The organism is Gordonia malaquae NBRC 108250 (assembly GCF_000344135.1).
GTDB lineage: Bacteria > Actinomycetota > Actinomycetes > Mycobacteriales > Mycobacteriaceae > Gordonia > Gordonia malaquae.
Map to the genome: position 1 here is coordinate 160752 of NZ_BAOP01000005.1, position 17156 is coordinate 177907.

Annotated in this window: 13 protein-coding genes and 1 riboswitch; of the genes, 9 read left to right on the plus strand and 4 right to left on the minus strand. The window is 67.1% G+C overall.

Annotation, left to right across the window (positions count from 1 at the left end):
* Positions 1-151 precede the first annotated feature (151 nt).
* From GM1_RS05425 to GM1_RS05460, 8 genes are all read left to right on the plus strand, one after another.
* A complete protein-coding gene (locus tag GM1_RS05425; RefSeq protein ID WP_008377178.1) occupies positions 152-3898 on the plus strand; it encodes an nSTAND1 domain-containing NTPase in 3747 nt (1248 codons plus the stop codon).
* Positions 3899-4023: 125 nt separating this feature from the next.
* Positions 4024-4115: riboswitch (SAM riboswitch) on the plus strand.
* A gap of 155 nt (positions 4116-4270) precedes the next feature.
* On the plus strand, positions 4271-5095 hold the full coding sequence (locus GM1_RS05430; protein WP_008377179.1) for a 2OG-Fe(II) oxygenase: 825 nt from the start codon (positions 4271-4273) through the stop codon (positions 5093-5095).
* The gene (locus GM1_RS05435; RefSeq protein ID WP_008377182.1) at positions 5095-5781 is read left to right on the plus strand and encodes a tRNA-dependent cyclodipeptide synthase; all 687 of its coding nucleotides are present in this window, start codon (positions 5095-5097) and stop codon (positions 5779-5781) included. The genes GM1_RS05430 and GM1_RS05435 overlap by 1 nt, the downstream gene beginning before the upstream one ends.
* The gene (locus GM1_RS05440) at positions 5739-7190 is read left to right on the plus strand and encodes an MFS transporter (protein WP_223291306.1); all 1452 of its coding nucleotides are present in this window, start codon (positions 5739-5741) and stop codon (positions 7188-7190) included. The genes GM1_RS05435 and GM1_RS05440 overlap by 43 nt, the downstream gene beginning before the upstream one ends.
* Positions 7187-8773: an ABC transporter substrate-binding protein gene (locus GM1_RS05445; RefSeq protein WP_008377185.1), complete on the plus strand. Its 1587-nt coding sequence runs from the start codon at positions 7187-7189 to the stop codon at positions 8771-8773. The genes GM1_RS05440 and GM1_RS05445 overlap by 4 nt, the downstream gene beginning before the upstream one ends.
* Positions 8770-9720, plus strand: coding sequence for an ABC transporter permease (locus GM1_RS05450; RefSeq protein ID WP_008377186.1), 951 nt, complete (start codon positions 8770-8772; stop codon positions 9718-9720). The genes GM1_RS05445 and GM1_RS05450 overlap by 4 nt, the downstream gene beginning before the upstream one ends.
* Positions 9717-10574, plus strand: coding sequence for an ABC transporter permease (locus GM1_RS05455; protein ID WP_008377188.1), 858 nt, complete (start codon positions 9717-9719; stop codon positions 10572-10574). The genes GM1_RS05450 and GM1_RS05455 overlap by 4 nt, the downstream gene beginning before the upstream one ends.
* Positions 10567-11982, plus strand: a complete 1416-nt coding sequence (locus GM1_RS05460; protein WP_008377190.1) for an ATP-binding cassette domain-containing protein — start codon at positions 10567-10569, stop codon at positions 11980-11982. The genes GM1_RS05455 and GM1_RS05460 overlap by 8 nt, the downstream gene beginning before the upstream one ends.
* Before the next feature lie 73 nt (positions 11983-12055).
* On the opposite strand, the gene GM1_RS05465 is transcribed toward GM1_RS05460, so the two are convergent.
* From GM1_RS05465 to GM1_RS05475, 3 genes are all read right to left on the minus strand, one after another.
* Positions 12056-13882: an acyl-CoA dehydrogenase gene (locus GM1_RS05465; RefSeq protein ID WP_008377191.1), complete on the minus strand. Its 1827-nt coding sequence runs from the start codon at positions 13880-13882 to the stop codon at positions 12056-12058.
* A gap of 150 nt (positions 13883-14032) precedes the next feature.
* Positions 14033-14800: a deoxyribonuclease IV gene (locus GM1_RS05470; protein ID WP_008377193.1), complete on the minus strand. Its 768-nt coding sequence runs from the start codon at positions 14798-14800 to the stop codon at positions 14033-14035.
* A gap of 22 nt (positions 14801-14822) precedes the next feature.
* The gene (locus GM1_RS05475) at positions 14823-15707 is read right to left on the minus strand and encodes an acyl-CoA thioesterase domain-containing protein (RefSeq protein WP_008377195.1); all 885 of its coding nucleotides are present in this window, start codon (positions 15705-15707) and stop codon (positions 14823-14825) included.
* Between the two features lie 207 nt (positions 15708-15914).
* Between GM1_RS05475 and GM1_RS05480 the strand changes: the two genes are divergently transcribed.
* Positions 15915-16478, plus strand: a complete 564-nt coding sequence (locus GM1_RS05480; RefSeq protein ID WP_008377197.1) for an HdeD family acid-resistance protein — start codon at positions 15915-15917, stop codon at positions 16476-16478.
* On the opposite strand, the gene GM1_RS05485 is transcribed toward GM1_RS05480, so the two are convergent.
* Complete coding sequence (locus tag GM1_RS05485) at positions 16475-17038, minus strand: hypothetical protein (protein ID WP_008377198.1); 564 nt, start codon at positions 17036-17038, stop codon at positions 16475-16477. The genes GM1_RS05480 and GM1_RS05485 overlap by 4 nt on opposite strands.
* Positions 17039-17156 lie beyond the last annotated feature (118 nt).

Here is a 17156-nt window from a genome sequence, read left to right on the forward strand (position 1 = left end):
TCGACCGACACAGACGACACTAGGGCGCACTCGAGGCCCGTGGCGAACACTCGGCAATTCCTCCCGGTGTCGTGGCAGGTCAGGCCATGTTTTCATTTGTCCGGTCCGGACAAATGAGGGTCCTCGCGCGGTCTCCAACTAGGCTGAGCGCGTGACCTCGACGCAGTCAGACGCATTTGGTGCCGCGCTGCGCACGCTGTTCGCTCAAGCAGGCCGACCAACACTCGAAGCGGCCGCGAAGGCAGCATCGAAGAACGGTCCTTCCCTGTCCCGGCAACGGGTGAGCGATTGGCGGAACGGCCGCCACATCCCCCGCGACTACGCGGTCGTCGAGCCGTTGGTCGCGTGGTTGACTTTCCGGGCGATCGACGCCGGGGCGCGAGACGTGCTGCCGCTGCCCGCGTGGCGTGAACTCTGGGCGGCGGCGCAGAGCGGGTCCACGGTGCCGACGACTCCGCAGACTCCGACGAGCGCCCCGTTCCGCGGTCTCGCTCCGATGACTGAGGCAGACACGGACGTGTTCTTCGGCCGGACGTCGGTGGTGGCTGCGTTGGTCGAGCAGTTGGAGGCAGTCGCGTCGTCGGACGGTCCACGCATCGTGATCGTGACCGGTGTGTCCGGAGCGGGGAAGTCATCCGTTCTGCGAGCAGGACTCGCCGCAGCGCCGGAACCGTGGAACCGGCCGACCCGGCTGGCGATCGGAGACGACGGACTGCAGATCGATCGGGCCGAGCTCTCCGCGTTGGCGGTGATCGATCAATTCGAGGGGGTCTTCGCACTCGAGCAGTCGGTGCGCGACGACGTGATGGCCGCCGTGCAACGGTTGGCCACGAACACCACATTGATTCTCGGCATCCGCGCCGACTTCTTCGACGCTTGTCTCGACATCGGCTTCCTCGCGGAGGCGTGGCAGCACCGGTCGGTGATCATCGGCGAGATGACGTCGGCCCAACTCGACCAGGTGATCCGCGAACCGATCCGACTCGCAGGCGGACGTATCGACCCCGGTCTCGCCGAGCTTCTCGTGCGCGACTTGCACGACACCACCGAGACGGACGACCACGCAGGCCGACTGCCGTTGTTGGCGCACACCCTCGAGCGGCTGTGGGCCATGCGGTCGGGCACTTTGATCACGGTCGCCACCTATCGCAAACTGGGCGGCATCACCTCGGCCATCGCGGACACCGCGGAGGACGCGTGGACGACGATCGCGCCGCAGGATCACGACGCGGCCCGCGCGCTTCTCCTGTCGCTGGTGCAGTTCGGTCCACGGGGGGTGCCCTTGCGCGCGTGGGCCGATCTCGCCGACCTCCGGCGGCGCTTTCCGGACAGTGCCGATCGGATCGTCGACGTGTTCGCCGATGCGCGTCTGATCACCGCGGGCACCTCAGTGACGTTCATCCACGATGCGGTTCTCACAGCGTGGCCTCGCCTGGCCACGTGGGTCTCGGACGACGCGGACATGCTTCGCTGGAGTCAGCGACTGGCCGACGACGCCGCGAGGTGGGCAGACGACAACCGAGACGCCGACCTCCTGTATTCGGGAGGACGCCTCGTCGAATCCCTCGAGAACGTCGAGAGACTCGGCGAACTCCGGTTGGATGTGCTGCCGCCAAGCGGCCTCGACTTCATCGACGCGTCGGTCCGTCGTCGGCGTCGCCTCAAGAGTCTCCAGATCGGCGCGGTGGCGCTCATCGCGATCCTCGCGTTGGTCGCGGGCATCGCGGCCGTCACGGTCAACCGGCAGGCAGGCGACCTGGAGAAACAGCGCAACTACGCGGAGCACAACGCGTTGCTGTCCGACATCGACGGGCTTGTGTCGTCCGACCCGTCGACGGCGGCGCGACTCGCCCTCGCCGCGGACCGCAGGTTCCCCGACGATCCGGCCATCCACGCCCTGCTCACCTCCGCGGCGTCAACGCCGCTCGCGGTCACCCTCGAAGGCCACAGCGCGCCCGTGTACGACGTCGCGTACTCACCGGACGGTTCACTGCTCGCATCGTCGAGCAACGACCGCAGCGTGCGGATCTGGCGACGTACGCCCGACGGTGCAGCGCCCTTCGTGCAGACCGCGGTGCTCGGCGGATTCGACAACTTCACCACCTCGGTGACCTTCTCCCCGACGCTGCCGCTGCTCGCCGCATCGAGTGGAGACGGCGCGGTGAGACTGTGGAACGTCGCGGATCCGGCCGAGCCGCGCAAGGTCGCAGAACTGCGGGCGGGCAGTGGGACGTCGTACCTCACTCGGTTCAGCCCGGACGGCAGGTGGCTCGCCACCACGTCTGACGACGGGACCGTCGCGGTCTATCGCATCGCCGACGCGGTGTCGGCGCCTCGCGCGCCCATCGAGCTTGCGAGCCACAGTGGTCCGGTCCGTGCGGTCGCCTTCGACTCCACGAGCCGCCTCCTGGCCTCCGGAGGCGACGATCAGACGGTGCACCTGTGGCGGGTGACCGGCGACGACGTCGTCTCGGCGGGCGAACCGATACGCGGATTCCCGAGCATCACACACTCGATGGCGTTTCTGCCCGGACGCGACGTGCTCGCCGTGTCAGGGGACAGTCCGACGATGACCCTGTGGAACGTCGCCGATCCGGCGGCCCCTCGGATGGAGAACTCGGGGCTGTCGGGCGTGACCGCGGGCTCGTGGTCGATGGCCGCCGATCCGACGTCGCCTCTCATCGCTCTCGCTGGAGTCGACGGTGTGGTCCACGTGTGGAACGTCGCGTCGACGACGTCGCCGCCCATCGTATGGGACCTGCAACGGTCCGCCGCACGCGGTTCGATCCGCACATTCAGCGTCGGTTTCAACCCGCGCGGCGGTGAGCTCTCGGTCGGCCGGTCGGACGGCGGGATCGACGTATGGCGAATCCCGGCTCAGGCCGCCCCCGATCGGGCGGCGGTGGTCTCGGGTATCGCGCAGAGTCGAAGCGGTGACGTCGTCGCGACAGTGGGCAGCGACACGCGCCTCAACGTCTGGACTCGGCGCGACGCGATGTGGCACATGCGCGGCTCCGTCGGCATCGAGCGGCGCGTCAACGACCGGCCGAGTGTCGCGATGAGCGATGACGGGAAGCTGGTCGCGACGGCCAACAACAACGGTGGATCGATCGAGCTGTGGGACATCAGTGAGCCGGACCGACCGCGGTTCGCTTCGCGGATACCGACCAACACGCGGTACACGGCCGTCATCGACTTCATCCCCGGCCGTCATGTGCTGGTCGGGGGATCATCCGACACGGAGATCGCGATGTGGGATGTGACCGATGCCGCCGCGCCGACGATGATCGGCGACCCGGTGGGCGGTCCGATCGACCTGATCACGGCCATCGCCGTCGATGCCGCCGGCACTCGTGTCGCGATCACCTCGGACGACCGGCACGTCTACGTGTACGACGTCGCAACGCGCGAACGACTGCGCACGATCGCGGTCGGCACCGCGGCGAGTGACGTCGTGTTCGATCCGATGGGTCAGTCGATCCTCGTTGCCGCGGACACCCTGACACAGTGGAGTCTCGACGACCGGTCTCTCCTGACGCGCATCGACGTCGACGATCCAGACCTCCTGTCGGTCATGGGAGGGGACACGCTCCTGATGGGGACCGGTGCGCGGAGCGTGGTGGCCTATCGGATCGGCGACGGCGGCGGCCTATCCGACCGCAGGGTGGTGACCCCGGTGTTCGGTGGATCGCGGGCGCCGACTGCGCGGTGGCGGTTCCCGGCCGTCACCGCGGGAGCACCCGGGTTCTTCCTCACCGCCGGTGAGACCACGGGTCTGCTGTACGCCCAGTCGCTCGACCCCTCCGACGGGCGCGACTGGATCTGCGCCGTCACCGCGCCCCTGAACGCGCAGGAAGCGGACCGACATCGTGTCGCCGAGGGCGACGACGCCTGTTGATCCGCACGCCGCGGTGTCGTTCGGCCCGCCCTGATTAATTGGTCCTCACCTGCGGATCCGCGTCGGTTCACGCGTCGGTGCGATTGCCGCAATTGATTGTGCCGCTTACGTTCTGACCAGCACAGAATTCATCACGAGCGGCTGAGAGACTGGCTCTTTGACGCCGCAGCAACCGGTGGGACCACCCACTAGGTGCTAATGCCAGAGACGATGAACGATCTCGACGTCCCCGCAGGCCGGGGCTCGAGTCTGCATGGCCGTCACCTGTTCCGGTGCAGCCGCTCGTGATCGATGCATGTGCCGTCCGCACCACAACGCGGGCGACGACACACGATTCGAGTCCGGTCGCAGCCGGACAGGGGAGGGGCACAGATGACAACCACACTGAGCGCGCCGCACACCAGTGGCGCCGACGAGGAACACAACCGGGTGGCGACGACCACCGTCGCCGATTTCTCAGCAGATCACCTGCTGCGCCTGCTGAAGGGCGACGTCTACGCCGTCCGAGTGCGTGGACTCGTGTCAGGGGAGGCCCTCGCCGGACTCCGGGAACGCTTCGTCGGACGCGATGACCACGGGCCGCTCGCCACCGATCCGCAGTTCCGCCGTATCGGGCACGCTTTCTCTGAGGTCGCGCCGACCGATCAGGGCCAGTACTTCGCCGACGCGGCGACACATCGGAGCCATCTGCGGGAGATCGCCGCGCCCTACCAGTACCCGTCGGACGCGGTGCGAATCCTGCTCGACGAGGCGTGGCCGACAGGGACCACACTGCTCACCTCGGAGAGCCAGAAGTTCTTCGCAGGAGTGGCGCGATACCAGCAGGCGGGTGTCGACCTGGAACCGCATACCGACAACATCGCGCGGAACCTGCCAGACGACGACCTGGACATTCGACGACAGTTGTCGGTGAACGTCTACCTCGATGTTCCGGACAACGGGGGAGAGCTGGAGATCTGGGACGCCTACCCGACCGAGGACGACTATCGGGAGCTCTCGGGTGAGCGGGTGTGGGGCGTGGACCGCGACACCGTCGGCGATCCGGCACTGGTCGTCCGACCAGGAGTCGGGGAGGCGATCTTCATCGATCCGCGCCGCGTGCACGCGGTCGCGCCGTCTCACGATCGACCGAGGGTGACTGTCGGTCTGTTCGTCGGTGTCCGAGGCCAGGACCAGCCGTTGGCGGTGTGGAGCTGATGACACTCGCCATCACCGCGCCGGTCGGCTCGACGTCGCACAAGGCGGCGTTAGACCTGAAGGGCGTGCACTACGAGTACGAGGGTCGATCGACGATCCTGCTGGTCAGCGTCGGCGCCGACTACCACGAAGGCGAGAAGTTCGGCGCGACCGTCGATCTTCTGAACCGGAGCGGGTTCTCGCGGGTCACCGTCGCCGTCGCAGACACGCTCCAGCGCCACAACCTGGACGTTCCGCCCGGGGAGGCCTACCGACTCTCGCGTCGCAGGGGCGATCAGTGGATCGCGCGCAACCGCCCCCTGTTGGATCTGCTGACCGCCGACGTCGACGTCCTGCGATGGGACACCGCGCTCAGCGATCCCGCGTATCCGCATGCCCTCGATGAGGTGCGCACCGCGTACGAGACGAACTCCGACTACGCGGCGGCGATCGATTCGACGATCGACCGATTCGTCTCACGACGAGGGAACGACATCCCCGACGAGGAACGCATCCGGAACGGCTGCCGCACGTACCTCCTGGAGGAGGTGCCGATCATCCAACCGTTGTGGGCGGAACAGGGATACGACTTCGTGGTGTATCCACAGCAGATCTCCACTGCGATGCAGGCGACACGTGACCTGTTCGTCGCCGAGGGGGCCGCGTGGCTGCCGCTTCGTTTCAAGAAGCGGAAGTCGGCGCGATGAGCATCACCGAGACCGGGGTGACAACGGGCAGACGGACTGCGGGCTTCGTCGGACTGGCCACGGCGTCGTTCCTCGGCTGTATCGATCTGACGATCGTGTCGACGGCGCTGCCGGCCATCACCCGTGAGCTCGGTACGTCGATCTCGGTCTCCCAACTCGTGCTCAGCGGATTCCTGACGGCTCTTGCGATGTTCATGGTGACCGCAGGCCGAATCGGAGACCAACTGGGGCGCCGAACCGTGCTGCTGGCGGGGCTCGGCGTGTTCGTCCTGGCGTCGGTCGGTGCGGCGCTCGCTCCGGGTATCGGCTGGTTGATCGTCGCACGGTTTGTGCAGGGCGCCTCGTGCGCGGTGCTCTACACCGGTACGTCCACGCTGGTGGAACAGTTGTTCCCGGAGGGAGAGCGTGGACGCGCGGTCGGTTGGCTGTACGCGGTCAACGGTGTCGGCTTGGCGATCGGCCCGGTCCTCGGCGGACTTCTGGTTCCCGCGTTCGGGTGGGCGTCGGTCTTCTGGATCAACGTCCCGTTCGGGCTGGTGGCCGTCGGTCTGATCCTCGGTGCGGTCCCGTCGCCTGCACCGGAGTCGGACCGCGGGACCGACGTGCCCGGTCAAGCGGCACTCGCCGTCGCGGTTGCTGCGGCCGTCGCGTTCGTCTCGCTGCCTGCAAGCTCCGGGTGGCTGAGTGTCCCGGTGATCACATCGGGCGTGGTCGCGGTGGCTGCGGTGACACTGCTCGTCGCGGTGGAACGACGGTCATCCGATCCGCTCCTGCGTGTCGACCTGCTGGCTCATCCCAGACTCCGAGCCGCGCTTCTGTCGGACTTCTTCCTGGCGGCGTTCTACACGTCTGCCCTCCTCGTTCTGCCCCAGTACCTCGCCGACCGCCACGATCTCGGTGAGCGGCTGATCGGAGTGTCGTTGCTCCTCGTCAGTGGAACCATGGCATTCGCCTCGCCGCGTGTGGGCCGCTGGGTCGATCACGGTGGCCCGTCCCGGCCGCTTCGCTTCGGATTCGCTTCGCTCGCGGTGTCGGCTGGTGCGCTCCTCGCTGGTGCGCTCTCGGCGCAACTCGCCGTTCTGCTCGTCGGCTTCGTGTTCTTCGGCCTCGGGTGGGCGTTGATCCTGGCACCCGCGACGCTGTCTGCGCTGTCGGCGGTCCCCACCGGTGAGGCGGGTTTTGCGATCGGCGCCTCTTGGACGTTCCACAACCTCGGCGGTGCTCTCGGCGCGGCAGTCGCCGCAGCCTTGTACGCGGCGTCCGACGCCGACGGCGGACTGACCTCGACCGCGGTGTTCCTGCTGGTCGGCGCGGTCGTCGCGCTCGCGGCCAATGCTCTGATTCCTGATTCGCATTCCACAGTCGAGGCCTCAGGCGTCGACGGTTCCAGAGAAGAGACTTCCCGATGAAGAACAGCACCCGTGCGGCAGTCGCCGCTCTCGCCGTCGCGACCGGCCTGCCGATCGCTGCTTGCGCGGGAGACGACGCGGAGTCCGACGTCCTGCGCTACGGACTGTCGTCGGCACCGAGCTGCGCCGATCCAGCGCAGTCGAGCACCAACCAGACCGTCAACGTGTCCCGCCAAGTCGTCGACTCGCTCGTCGACCAGAACCGGGACACCGGTGAGCTCACTCCGTGGCTTGCGGAACGGTTCGCAGCATCGCCTGACGGCCGGAGTTTCACGTTCACACTCCGCGACGACGTGACCTTCAGCGACGGGACGCCGCTGACGTCGGATGTGGTCAAGAAGAACTTCGACGCGCTGACCTCCGACGAGTCGACATCCACCCGAACGCTGCAGGCGTCTGGCTTCCTGCTCGGCTACGAGCGGACCGACACGCCGGACGAGCGAACCGCGATCGTCCGATTCGCCGAGCCCAATGTGCAGTTCCTGCAGGCCGCCGCCACAACGCAGCTCGGGATCCTCGCGCCGTCGACGGTCGCCGCGTCGTTCGACGACAGGTGCACGGCGAGCACGGTGATCGGCAGCGGGCCCTACACCTACAGCGGGTGGGAGCAGGACCGATCGGCGACGCTCACCAGGCGAGACGACTACCGGTGGACCCCGGACACCGGGCTCGCAGACCACGCGCGCTACCGCACGGTCGAGTTCAGCGTGGTGCCCGAGTCCGGCGTCCGCGCAGGAAGCGTCACGTCCGGGCAACTGGACGCGAGTGCCGATCCTCAGCCACAGGACCGAAGCGCGATCGAAGCGTCCGGCGCCGCACTGACGTCACGTCCCAACCCGGGCCTCCCGTATGTCTTCCAGTCGAACGTGTCGCGCGGTGTTCTCGCCGATGCGGCCGTCCGTCGTGCCGTGACCACGGCATTGGACCGGAAGGAACTCGTGGACACCGTCCTCGGAGACTCGTTCAAGCCCGCGACGAGCGTCCTCGCGTCCACCACCCCCGGGTACCGAGCCGACCCCGCGATCAGGCTCGACCGTGCCGAGTCCGCTCGGCTCCTCGACGCCGCGGGCTGGCGGTCGTCCGGAGAAGGGACACGGTCCAAGGACGGGAAGAAGCTGTCGTTCGACGTCATCTACTCGCCGGAGTTCTACGGCAACAAGCCGGTCCTCGAGCTCGTCCAACGCCAGTTGGCATCGGTTGGCATCGACCTGACGATCACGGCGTTGTCGAACGACGACTTCCTGTCCCGACGGAAGGCAGGCGACTCCGACGCGGTCTACTACAACGTCACGCGCGCCGACCCGGACATCCTCCGCTCGCGGCTCGGCTTCGAGGGAACCAACTACTCGCGTCGCGGTTTCGACCCGCAGATCGATCCGCTGCTGACCCGACAGGCGGGTGTCGCTGACCGGGCGGAACGTCTGCGTCTCGTCGACACCCTGCAGACCCGGTTGATCGAAGCCGGATACGCGATTCCGGTTGTCGAACTGTCGCAGGTGGCAGCGGTCGCTTCGGGATTCGGCGGGATCGGCTTCGACGCGTCCGGCGTTCTGCGCCTGCAGTACCCAGACACGGACTCATGACCGGGAGACTCGCACGCCGCGTCGGGTCGCGTCTTACGGCTGGAGTCGCAGTCGTATGGGCGGTCTTCACCCTCGTCTTCCTCGTGTTGCGGGTGCTGCCGGGCGATCCGGTCTCCCTCGCCGCAGACGCCGACTCCGGTGGAGCTCCGCCGTCACCAGCCACGCTCGCCGCGCTCCGCGCGCAGTACGGGCTCGACCGCCCGCTGTGGCAGCAGTATCTGTCTGCCGTCGGTGATTTTGTACGCGGTGACTGGGGGACGTCGGTGGTGACCGGTCGTCCCGTCACCACGACACTGCTCGACGCCCCCCCGTCGACGGCGGTCCTGGCCGTGTCAGCCTTGGCGCTGGGCGCGGTCGTCGCATTCGGATTGGCGTTCGCCGCGACATACCGTCCGAACGGGATCGCGTCCCGGGTGATCGGACAGATCCCGTCCGTGCTGGTGTCGTTGCCAACGTTCGCGGTCGGACTGGTCCTGATCCAGGTGTTCGCGTTCGGGCTCGGAGTTCTCCCGGGATTCGGCGACCGGACTCCCGCGTCGGCGATCCTGCCCGCCGTGACGCTCGCCGTGCCGATCGCGGGCTATCTGGGGCAGCTCATGGCCTCCGGCATGCGTGAGGCCGCCGCCCAACCGTTCGTCGACGTCGCACGGGCCACCGGGGCTTCTGACCTGACCGTCCACCTGCGCCACGTGGCGCCCGCCGCGGCGTTGCCGACGCTGTCGGCGCTCGGAGTGCTCGTCGGATCGGCTTTGGCCGGTGCGGTGGTGGTGGAGACGGTGTTCTCACGTGCGGGGCTCGGGCGTCTCACGCAGCAGGCGGTCGCTGCACACGACGGACCGGTGATGCTCGCGACGGTTGTGGTGTCGGCCGCGATCTTCGTGGTGGTGACGGCGGTCGTCGACATCGTGGGTCCGCTCGTCGACCCGCGTGCTCGGAGCACGTCATGACGGGCGTGGCCGGAGTCGCGCTGCGAGACCGCAGGCTGCCGCTGTGGGCGCGACGGCTGAGCAAGCCGAGGCCGAGCGTCGCCGTGGCTGCCGCGGTACTCGCGCTCGCGGTGATCGCCGCCGTCGCGCCAGGACTCCTGACCGGTGGCGATCCGCTCGCAGTGGCTCCCGCGGATCGGCTGCAGGCGCCGTCGTTCGCCCACCCGTTCGGCACGGATCAACTCGGTCGCGACGTGCTCACTCGAGTCGTTCACGGAACGGGTGCGTCGCTGACGGCGGCTCTCGCCGCAGTCGGGGTCGCCGTCGCAGGTGGTGTTGTCATCGGAGTGACCACCGGCTACGTCGGCGGGTGGACGGACAGGGTCGGGATGCGACTGGTGGACGTCCTCCTCGCGGTCCCCGCGCTGCTCCTGTCGATGACAGTCATCGCGGCAACCGGCGGCGGAACTCTGGAGTTGGGAGTCGCGGTCGGAATCGCCGGGGTGGCGGGAGCCGCCAGGGTGGTCCGCGCCCGCACCCAACAGCTCCGGTCAGTGCCATTCGTCGAAGCCGCGACCGTCAGCGGATGGCGACGGCCCACGGTCATCACCCGACATGTCCTGCCGCACCTGTGGCCGACGACCGCGGCCGTCGCATCCGTGGAGTTCGGTCAGGCGGTGCTCGCGGTGGCAGCCCTCGGCTTCCTCGGTTTCGGGCCGCCTCCGCCGGCCCCCGAGTGGGGTGCGATGGTGGCCGACGGACGCGCGTTCCTCGCCGACTCGTGGTGGCTCACTCTCGCGCCCGCCGCGGTCATCACCGCGGTTGTTCTCGCTGCCTACCGACTGTCGCGTGTGATCGGAGAGACCCGTGCTTGAGATCTCCGGACTCGATGTGACGATCGGTCGGACGCCGGTACTCGAAGGAGTCGATCTCCACGTGGAGCCGGGAGAGACCGTCGCCGTCGTGGGAGCGTCGGGCAGCGGAAAATCGACTCTCGCGCGGACCGTTCTCGGTCTCCATCGACAAGACGTGCACGTCACTGCGCAGCGTTTGCGCCTGGGAGACACTGATCTGCCCGCTCCCGGATCGAAGAGATGGCGGACCGTCAGAGGCCAGCGGATCGGCTACGTGCCGCAAGACCCGGGAAGCTCTCTCAACCCGGTGCGGCGAATCGGGGCGCAGGTCCGGGAGGCGTTGCGGCACTCCGGATCAGCGGACTCCGAACGCGAAGCGGAATCTCGTCTGACCGAGGTGGGACTGTCTCCGGACTTCCTGAAGCGGTATCCCCACGAGGTGTCCGGCGGTCAGCGCCAGCGGGTCCTGATCGCGATGGCGCTGGCGGGACGGCCGGGCCTCATCGTCGCCGACGAACCGACGAGTGCGCTCGACGCCGACGTCGCTGATCAGGTGCTCGACACCCTGACGTCTCAGGTCGGACGGACCTCCGGACTCCTGCTGGTGACGCACGATCTGACCGTCGTCGAACGTCGTGCGGACCGCGTCGTCGTGCTCGACGGCGGCCGCGTGGTCGAGTCGTCTACGTCGGAGCGTCTCGTGTCCTCGCCGTCGAGTTCGGCGGGCAGAGCGTTGCTCGCGGCGATCCCGGGAGGACGGCGGCCCGCACCGGTACCTGAACCGCGAGACGAGGTGCTGACGGCGAGGTCGATCACCAAGCGATTCGGCAGCCTGCCGGCTCTCGACGCCGTCGACCTGACGTTGCACCGTGGTGAGACGGTCGCCGTCGTCGGACCGTCTGGTTCGGGGAAGTCCACGCTCGCTCGGGTCCTCGTCGGTCTGACTACGCCTGATTCAGGCACGGTGGACACGCGAGGACGCGTGCAACTCGTCGCACAGAACCCGTTCACCGCACTGGATCCGAGATGGACCGTGCGGCGGATCATCGCCGAATCGTTGCATCCATCGTTGGGTCTCACCTCGGATCAACGCGCTGTCCGGGTGAGGGAGGCTCTCGACGACGTCGGACTCGGCCGCGGGTTCGCCGATCGGTACCCGAACGAGCTGTCCGGAGGGCAGAGTCAGCGCGTGGCGATCGCTCGAGCGGTCGCCGCTCGCCCGGCGATCGTGGTTCTCGACGAAGCGGTGTCCGCACTCGACGTGGTGTCGCAGGCGACGGTCCTCGACATCCTGGCACGTCTGCAACGTGAGCACGGCACGGCCTACGTGTTCGTCACGCACGACCGGACGGTCGCCGCCGACATCGCGCACCGCACAGTCGAAGTCCGACGCGGCGTCGCGACGGAGCTTGAGGTCGTCGCGACCTGACTGAATGCAGAGGACCCTGCCGACATGAGTCGGCAGGGTCCTTCTTCTTCAGATCAAGCTGGTGAGGACTTGATCAGAAAGCTGCTTCGTCGAGCTCCATGAGGTCGTTGTCGACGTTGTTCTCGACGATGTGGCGCACAGCGGTGAGCTGCGGCAGCATGTTCTTCGCGAAGAAGGTCGCCGAGGCGATCTTGCCTTGGTAGAAGGCGACGTCGTCGCCCGAGGCGCCGTTCGCGAGAGCTGCAGCGGCCACGACTGCCTGGCGGAGCAGGAGCCAGCCGATGACCAGGTCGCCGACCGCCATGAGGAAGCGAACCGATGCGGTACCGACGAGGTACAACTGCTTCGGGTCTTCCTGGGCGGCCATCAGCCAGCCGGTGAGCTTGGCGGCCATGCCCTGGACGTCCTCGAGGGCTGTCTTGAGCAGTGCGCGCTCGTCGTCGAAGCCCTCACCGTTGTCGATGAACTGCTGGATCTGGCCTGCGACGTGGGCGAGAGCCTGGCCCTTGTCGCGGATGATCTTGCGGAAGAAGAAGTCCTGCGCCTGGATGGCGGTGGTGCCCTCGTACAGCGAGTCGATCTTCGAGTCGCGGATGTACTGCTCGATCGGGTAGTCCTGCAGGAAGCCCGAGCCGCCGAGAGTCTGCAGCGACTCGGTCAGCTTCTCGTAAGCGCGCTCGGAGCCGACACCCTTGACGATCGGGAGCAGAAGGTCGTTGACCTTGTGTGCGAGCTCGGCATCCGCGCCGGAGACGATCGCGGCGGCCTCCGGGTCCTGGTGCGACGCGGTGTACAGGTACACGGCGCGCAGGCCCTCGGCGTACGACTTCTGCGTGAGCAGCGCACGACGGACATCGGGGTGGTGGGTGATGGTGACACGCGGTGCGGCCTTGTCCATCATCTGGGTCAGGTCGGCGCCCTGGACACGCTCCTTGGCGTACTCGAGAGCGTTCAGGTAGCCGGTCGACAGTGTCGAGATGGCCTTGGTGCCCACCATCATGCGTGCGTGCTCGATGACGTCGAACATCTGCGCTATGCCCGAATGGACCTCGCCGACGAGCCAGCCCTTGGCCGGGGTGCCGTGCAGGCCGAAGCTGACCTCACACGTGGCCGAGGCCTTGATGCCCATCTTGTGCTCGACGTTGGTGACGAATGCACCGTTGCGGTCCTGCAGTTCGCCGGTCTCGTGATCGAAGTGGAACTTCGGAACGAAGAACAGCGACAGGCCCTTGGTGCCGGGTCCGGCGCCTTCGGGGCGCGCGAGGACCAGGTGGAAGATGTTCTCGGTCATGTCCTGGTCGGCCGAGGTGATGAAGCGCTTCACACCCTCGATGTGCCAGGTTCCGTCTTCCTGCAGGGTGGCCTTGGTGGTGCCCGCGCCCACGTCCGAGCCGGCGTCGGGCTCGGTGAGGACCATCGTGGCGCCCCAGCCGCGCTCGGAGCAGATCGCAGCCCACTTCTTCTGCTCGTCCGTGCCGTTGTCGTAGAAGATGTTCGAGAAGCCCGAGCCCGCGGCGTACATGAAGACTGGCGGGTTGGCGCCGAGGATCATCTCGCCGATGGCCCAGTACAGCGAACGCGGAGCGGGCAGTCCGCCGAGTTCCTCGTCGACGCCGACCTTGTCCCAGCCGGCCTCGATGAGAGCGTTGTAGCTCTTCTTGAAGCTCTCGGGAATGGTCACGCTGTGATCGGTCGGGTCGAAGACCGGCGGGTTGCGGTCGGCATCGACGAACGAGTCGGCGATGACACCCTCCGACAGTGTCTTCACCTCACGGAGCATGTCGACGGCCGTCTCGTGGTCGAGGTCGCCGAAGGCGCCCGTCGCGAGGACCTTGTCGAGCTCGTACATCTCGAAGAGGTTGAAGTGGAGATCGCGGAGGTTGGACTTGTAATGGCCCATGGTTCTTCCTAACCGGTGAGGTACTGGGGCTGACCGGACATGTTACTTGCCGGTAACTATTGACAGAATAGCCCTCGACTCAGCGCGGAACAACCGGTCGGGAGTGTGGCGGCGCTAACAATTGCAAGCGTCGGTCTCGTTCCTCAGAGGTCAGTGCGACCGCAGGTATTCGAGGTCGGCTGCGACGCCTTCGGACGGCGTCTCCAAGACGCCCGGTGCGCCGGCGGTCTTCATCAGCTCGAGCAGCACGTCGGCGTCGATGTGACCGGACTCGATGTTGGCGTGCCGGTCGCGGCCGGAGTCGAACTCGTCGCGCGAATTGTTCAGGTGGATGAGGTCGATGCGTCCGGTGATCGCCTTGATGCGTTCGACCAGGCCGACGAGGTCCTCTCCGCCGGCCCAGGCGTGACACGTGTCGAGGCAGAAGCCCGCTTCGTCGAAGTCGCCGACTGCATCCCAGAGACGTTCGATCGACTCCAGGGTGCGCGCCATCGCATGCGACCCGCCCGCAGTGTTCTCGATCAGGATCGGGACGCCGAACCCGCCCTTGTCCGCCTGCCGCTCGAACAGCTTGCGCCAATTCTCGAAGCCCGCCGCAGCGTCCTCACCGTCACGCAGGTGACCGCCGTGGACGACGAGTCCGATCGCTCCGAGGTCCTTCGCCGCGGCAGCCTGCTGTTCGACGGCCTTCCGCGACGGCATGCGCAGTCGATTGTTCAGGCTCGCGACGTTGATCTGGTAGCTCGAATGCACCACGACGTCGATCGGGGAGTTTCGGATCTCCTCCGCGTGGGGATGGATCTCCGGCTTCTTCCAGCTCTGCGGATCGGTCACGAACATCTGGAAGATGTCGATCCCGAGCTCGTTGGCGGTGGCGACGGGGTTCTCGTCCTGGCGAAGGTGGGCTCCGATGCGCATACGGTCAACGATAGCCGCGGGGTCAGACGTTCCGGTCGTCTCCGCGACGTTCACCGTCGGGTGTGAACGGGCCGTCGCCCTTGTACGCCGACGACGGCAAGACTTTCGTGAAGTCGATCATCGCGCGGGTGTTGTCGACGGCGGTCACCAATCCGATGCCGTACGGTCCGTGCTCGTCGAACAGGGTGGCGGTGCCTGCCGACACACCTGCGTCCTCGAGGTGATGGTCGGACTCCACTCCGAGCCGATCGCCGACCGGCAGCCGACTCAAGGCGAGCGTGAGGTCGCCGTTGATGAAGCCGATACCGCCCTCGCCCCAGTTCGTCGAGAGACTGGTGCCCTCGGCTGAGATCGCGGCCCGCTGGAACGGCGTCAACTCGACGTCGGGAAGTACGTTCACCGGACGGCTCCACAGGCGCCGCCGTCCGCCGTTCTGATAGGCCGACATATCCGAGCTCCACCCGAGTTCGTCGTTGTAGAACCACGTGTGGAAGTCGGACGGGTCGGTTTCCGGGAGGTTGTAGTCGGTCGTCGGACGCGACCAGCGCGCGCCGGGAGGGTTGTCGCCCTGTTTGAGAAACACGGTGTTGCCCTGGGCGACCAACACGCCCTCGTCGTCGTCCCCGTCGTGCTGACGGACACTCACCTGAACGACCCGGATCCGACGGCCGTCCCGAAGGATCTCGGTCTGCAGACTCGTCGGGATTCGCCGTGCCGACTTGAACAGTTCCAGCGTGAATCGGGCGGGCAACCAGCCTTCGCGACCGTGCTCTCGTTCCGCAGCGTACGCGGCGAGACCGCATACAGCTGGTCCGTTGAGTGCGTCCGGCCCCCACAGACTCAGGGCCAGCGGAGTGGGGACCACCCGGCCCGACTCCCCGTGAATGAAATAGGACTTCGTCGACATGCATTCCGACAGTACTTGTGCCCACCTCGCTCAGCACAAGCACTTCGTCTCGCGGGCTCGCTCAGCACAAGCACTTCGTCTCGCGGGCTCGCTCAGCACAAGCACTTCGTCTCGCGGGCTCGCTCAGCACAAGCACTTCGTCTCGCGGGCTCGCTCAGCACGAGCACTTCGTCTCGCGGGCTCGCTCAGCACAAGTACCCTTGGCGCATGACTGTGCTCCCCGAAACACCCGCGCTCCCCGACAATGCAGTGAACGCTCTGCGCTCGTTCCTGCTCGCGTCGTCCGTCGTCGGCATCGCGCTCGGCATCGCGATGCTCGCCTGGCCCGCGGCGACGCTCACCGTCGTGGCGGTACTCTTCGGTGCGTCGCTTGTCGTCGCCGGTCTCCTTCGACTGTTCCTCGCGTTCGCGACGACGGAGGCGCCGTTCGTACTGCGCGTGGTGCTCGGAGCGTTCGGCGCGATCGTGCTCGCCGCAGGTGTCCTGTCCATTCTGAACCCCGCCGAATCGTTGACGCTGCTCGGCATCTTCATCGGTGTCGGCTGGATCTTCGGTGGACTCCAGGACCTCCTCGAGATGCGACTGGCGAACTTCCTCGTCCCGCGCTGGCTTGTTGTCCTGTCGGCTGTGATCTCGATCGGTGCAGGTATCGCGATGATCGTCCTGCCCGCGATCTCGACTCTCTCGACCATCCTCTGGGTGCTCGCAGTCATGTTGATCGCGGTCAGCCTCGCAACCCTCCTCACGCTTCCCAAGAAGCGCGACGCTTAGCTGGTGGGAGCCAGCGAGTCTGCGGTGACCGACGTCCGTGCAGGGGCGTCGAGAAGCCTCTGATTCCAGCGGTTCAGCCCGGCTACCAGGTCTGCGGCGTGCCGGAGGGCGACACCGTCGATGAGGCCGGTGCCCGCGAGTTCCACCGATCGTTCCGACTGCGCGGCGGCTGCACCGAGAAGACGGTCGGCACCGAGCAGGTCGGTGTCCCACATCGCGTCCGCGGTGGTCATGCACAGCGCCGCGACGTGATCGGCTTGATCGAGGTGAACCATCGCCCACGCCCAGTGGCGTGCGACGTCCACGGTGTCGATGCCTCCGCGACCGTGCGTTCTGACGTACTTGGCGTGCAGTTCGCTGCACAGCAGATCGGCGTCCGACCACAGGCTCAGATGCGACATGCAGCGCACACAGTCGTGGAGGGCGGCGAGGTACTTCACCGAGTACGGCCCTTCGCGGCGGGATCGGATCTCGCGGAGGACCGAGTAGTCGGCGAGCGCGTGCGTGAACTCGCCTGCGTCGTAGAACGAGCGGGCCTGTGAGTTCAGTTCGTCGAGCATGCCTCCATCGTGCCTTTTCGGGGGCCGACTGCGAAGCGAAACGGACAGTCGTTGTCGGCAGTGGCGTCGCTCAACGGCGGATGAGTTCACAGCGCGGTCTAATGTTCCCCGATTCGCC

Excerpts from the sequence above, each read along its gene's own strand:
- GM1_RS05430 (WP_008377179.1), top strand. The coding sequence starts at position 4,271 with ATGACAACCACACTGAGCGCGCCGCACACCAGTGGCGCCGACGAGGAA.
- GM1_RS05435 (WP_008377182.1), top strand. The coding sequence starts at position 5,095 with ATGACACTCGCCATCACCGCGCCGGTCGGCTCGACGTCGCACAAGGCG.
- GM1_RS05445 (WP_008377185.1), top strand. The coding sequence starts at position 7,187 with ATGAAGAACAGCACCCGTGCGGCAGTCGCCGCTCTCGCCGTCGCGACC.
- GM1_RS05450 (WP_008377186.1), top strand. The coding sequence starts at position 8,770 with ATGACCGGGAGACTCGCACGCCGCGTCGGGTCGCGTCTTACGGCTGGA.
- GM1_RS05455 (WP_008377188.1), top strand. The coding sequence starts at position 9,717 with ATGACGGGCGTGGCCGGAGTCGCGCTGCGAGACCGCAGGCTGCCGCTG.
- GM1_RS05465 (WP_008377191.1), bottom strand. The coding sequence starts at position 13,882 with ATGGGCCATTACAAGTCCAACCTCCGCGATCTCCACTTCAACCTCTTC.
- GM1_RS05470 (WP_008377193.1), bottom strand. The coding sequence starts at position 14,800 with ATGCGCATCGGAGCCCACCTTCGCCAGGACGAGAACCCCGTCGCCACC.
- GM1_RS05475 (WP_008377195.1), bottom strand. The coding sequence starts at position 15,707 with ATGTCGACGAAGTCCTATTTCATTCACGGGGAGTCGGGCCGGGTGGTC.
- GM1_RS05480 (WP_008377197.1), top strand. The coding sequence starts at position 15,915 with ATGACTGTGCTCCCCGAAACACCCGCGCTCCCCGACAATGCAGTGAAC.
- GM1_RS05485 (WP_008377198.1), bottom strand. The coding sequence starts at position 17,038 with ATGCTCGACGAACTGAACTCACAGGCCCGCTCGTTCTACGACGCAGGC.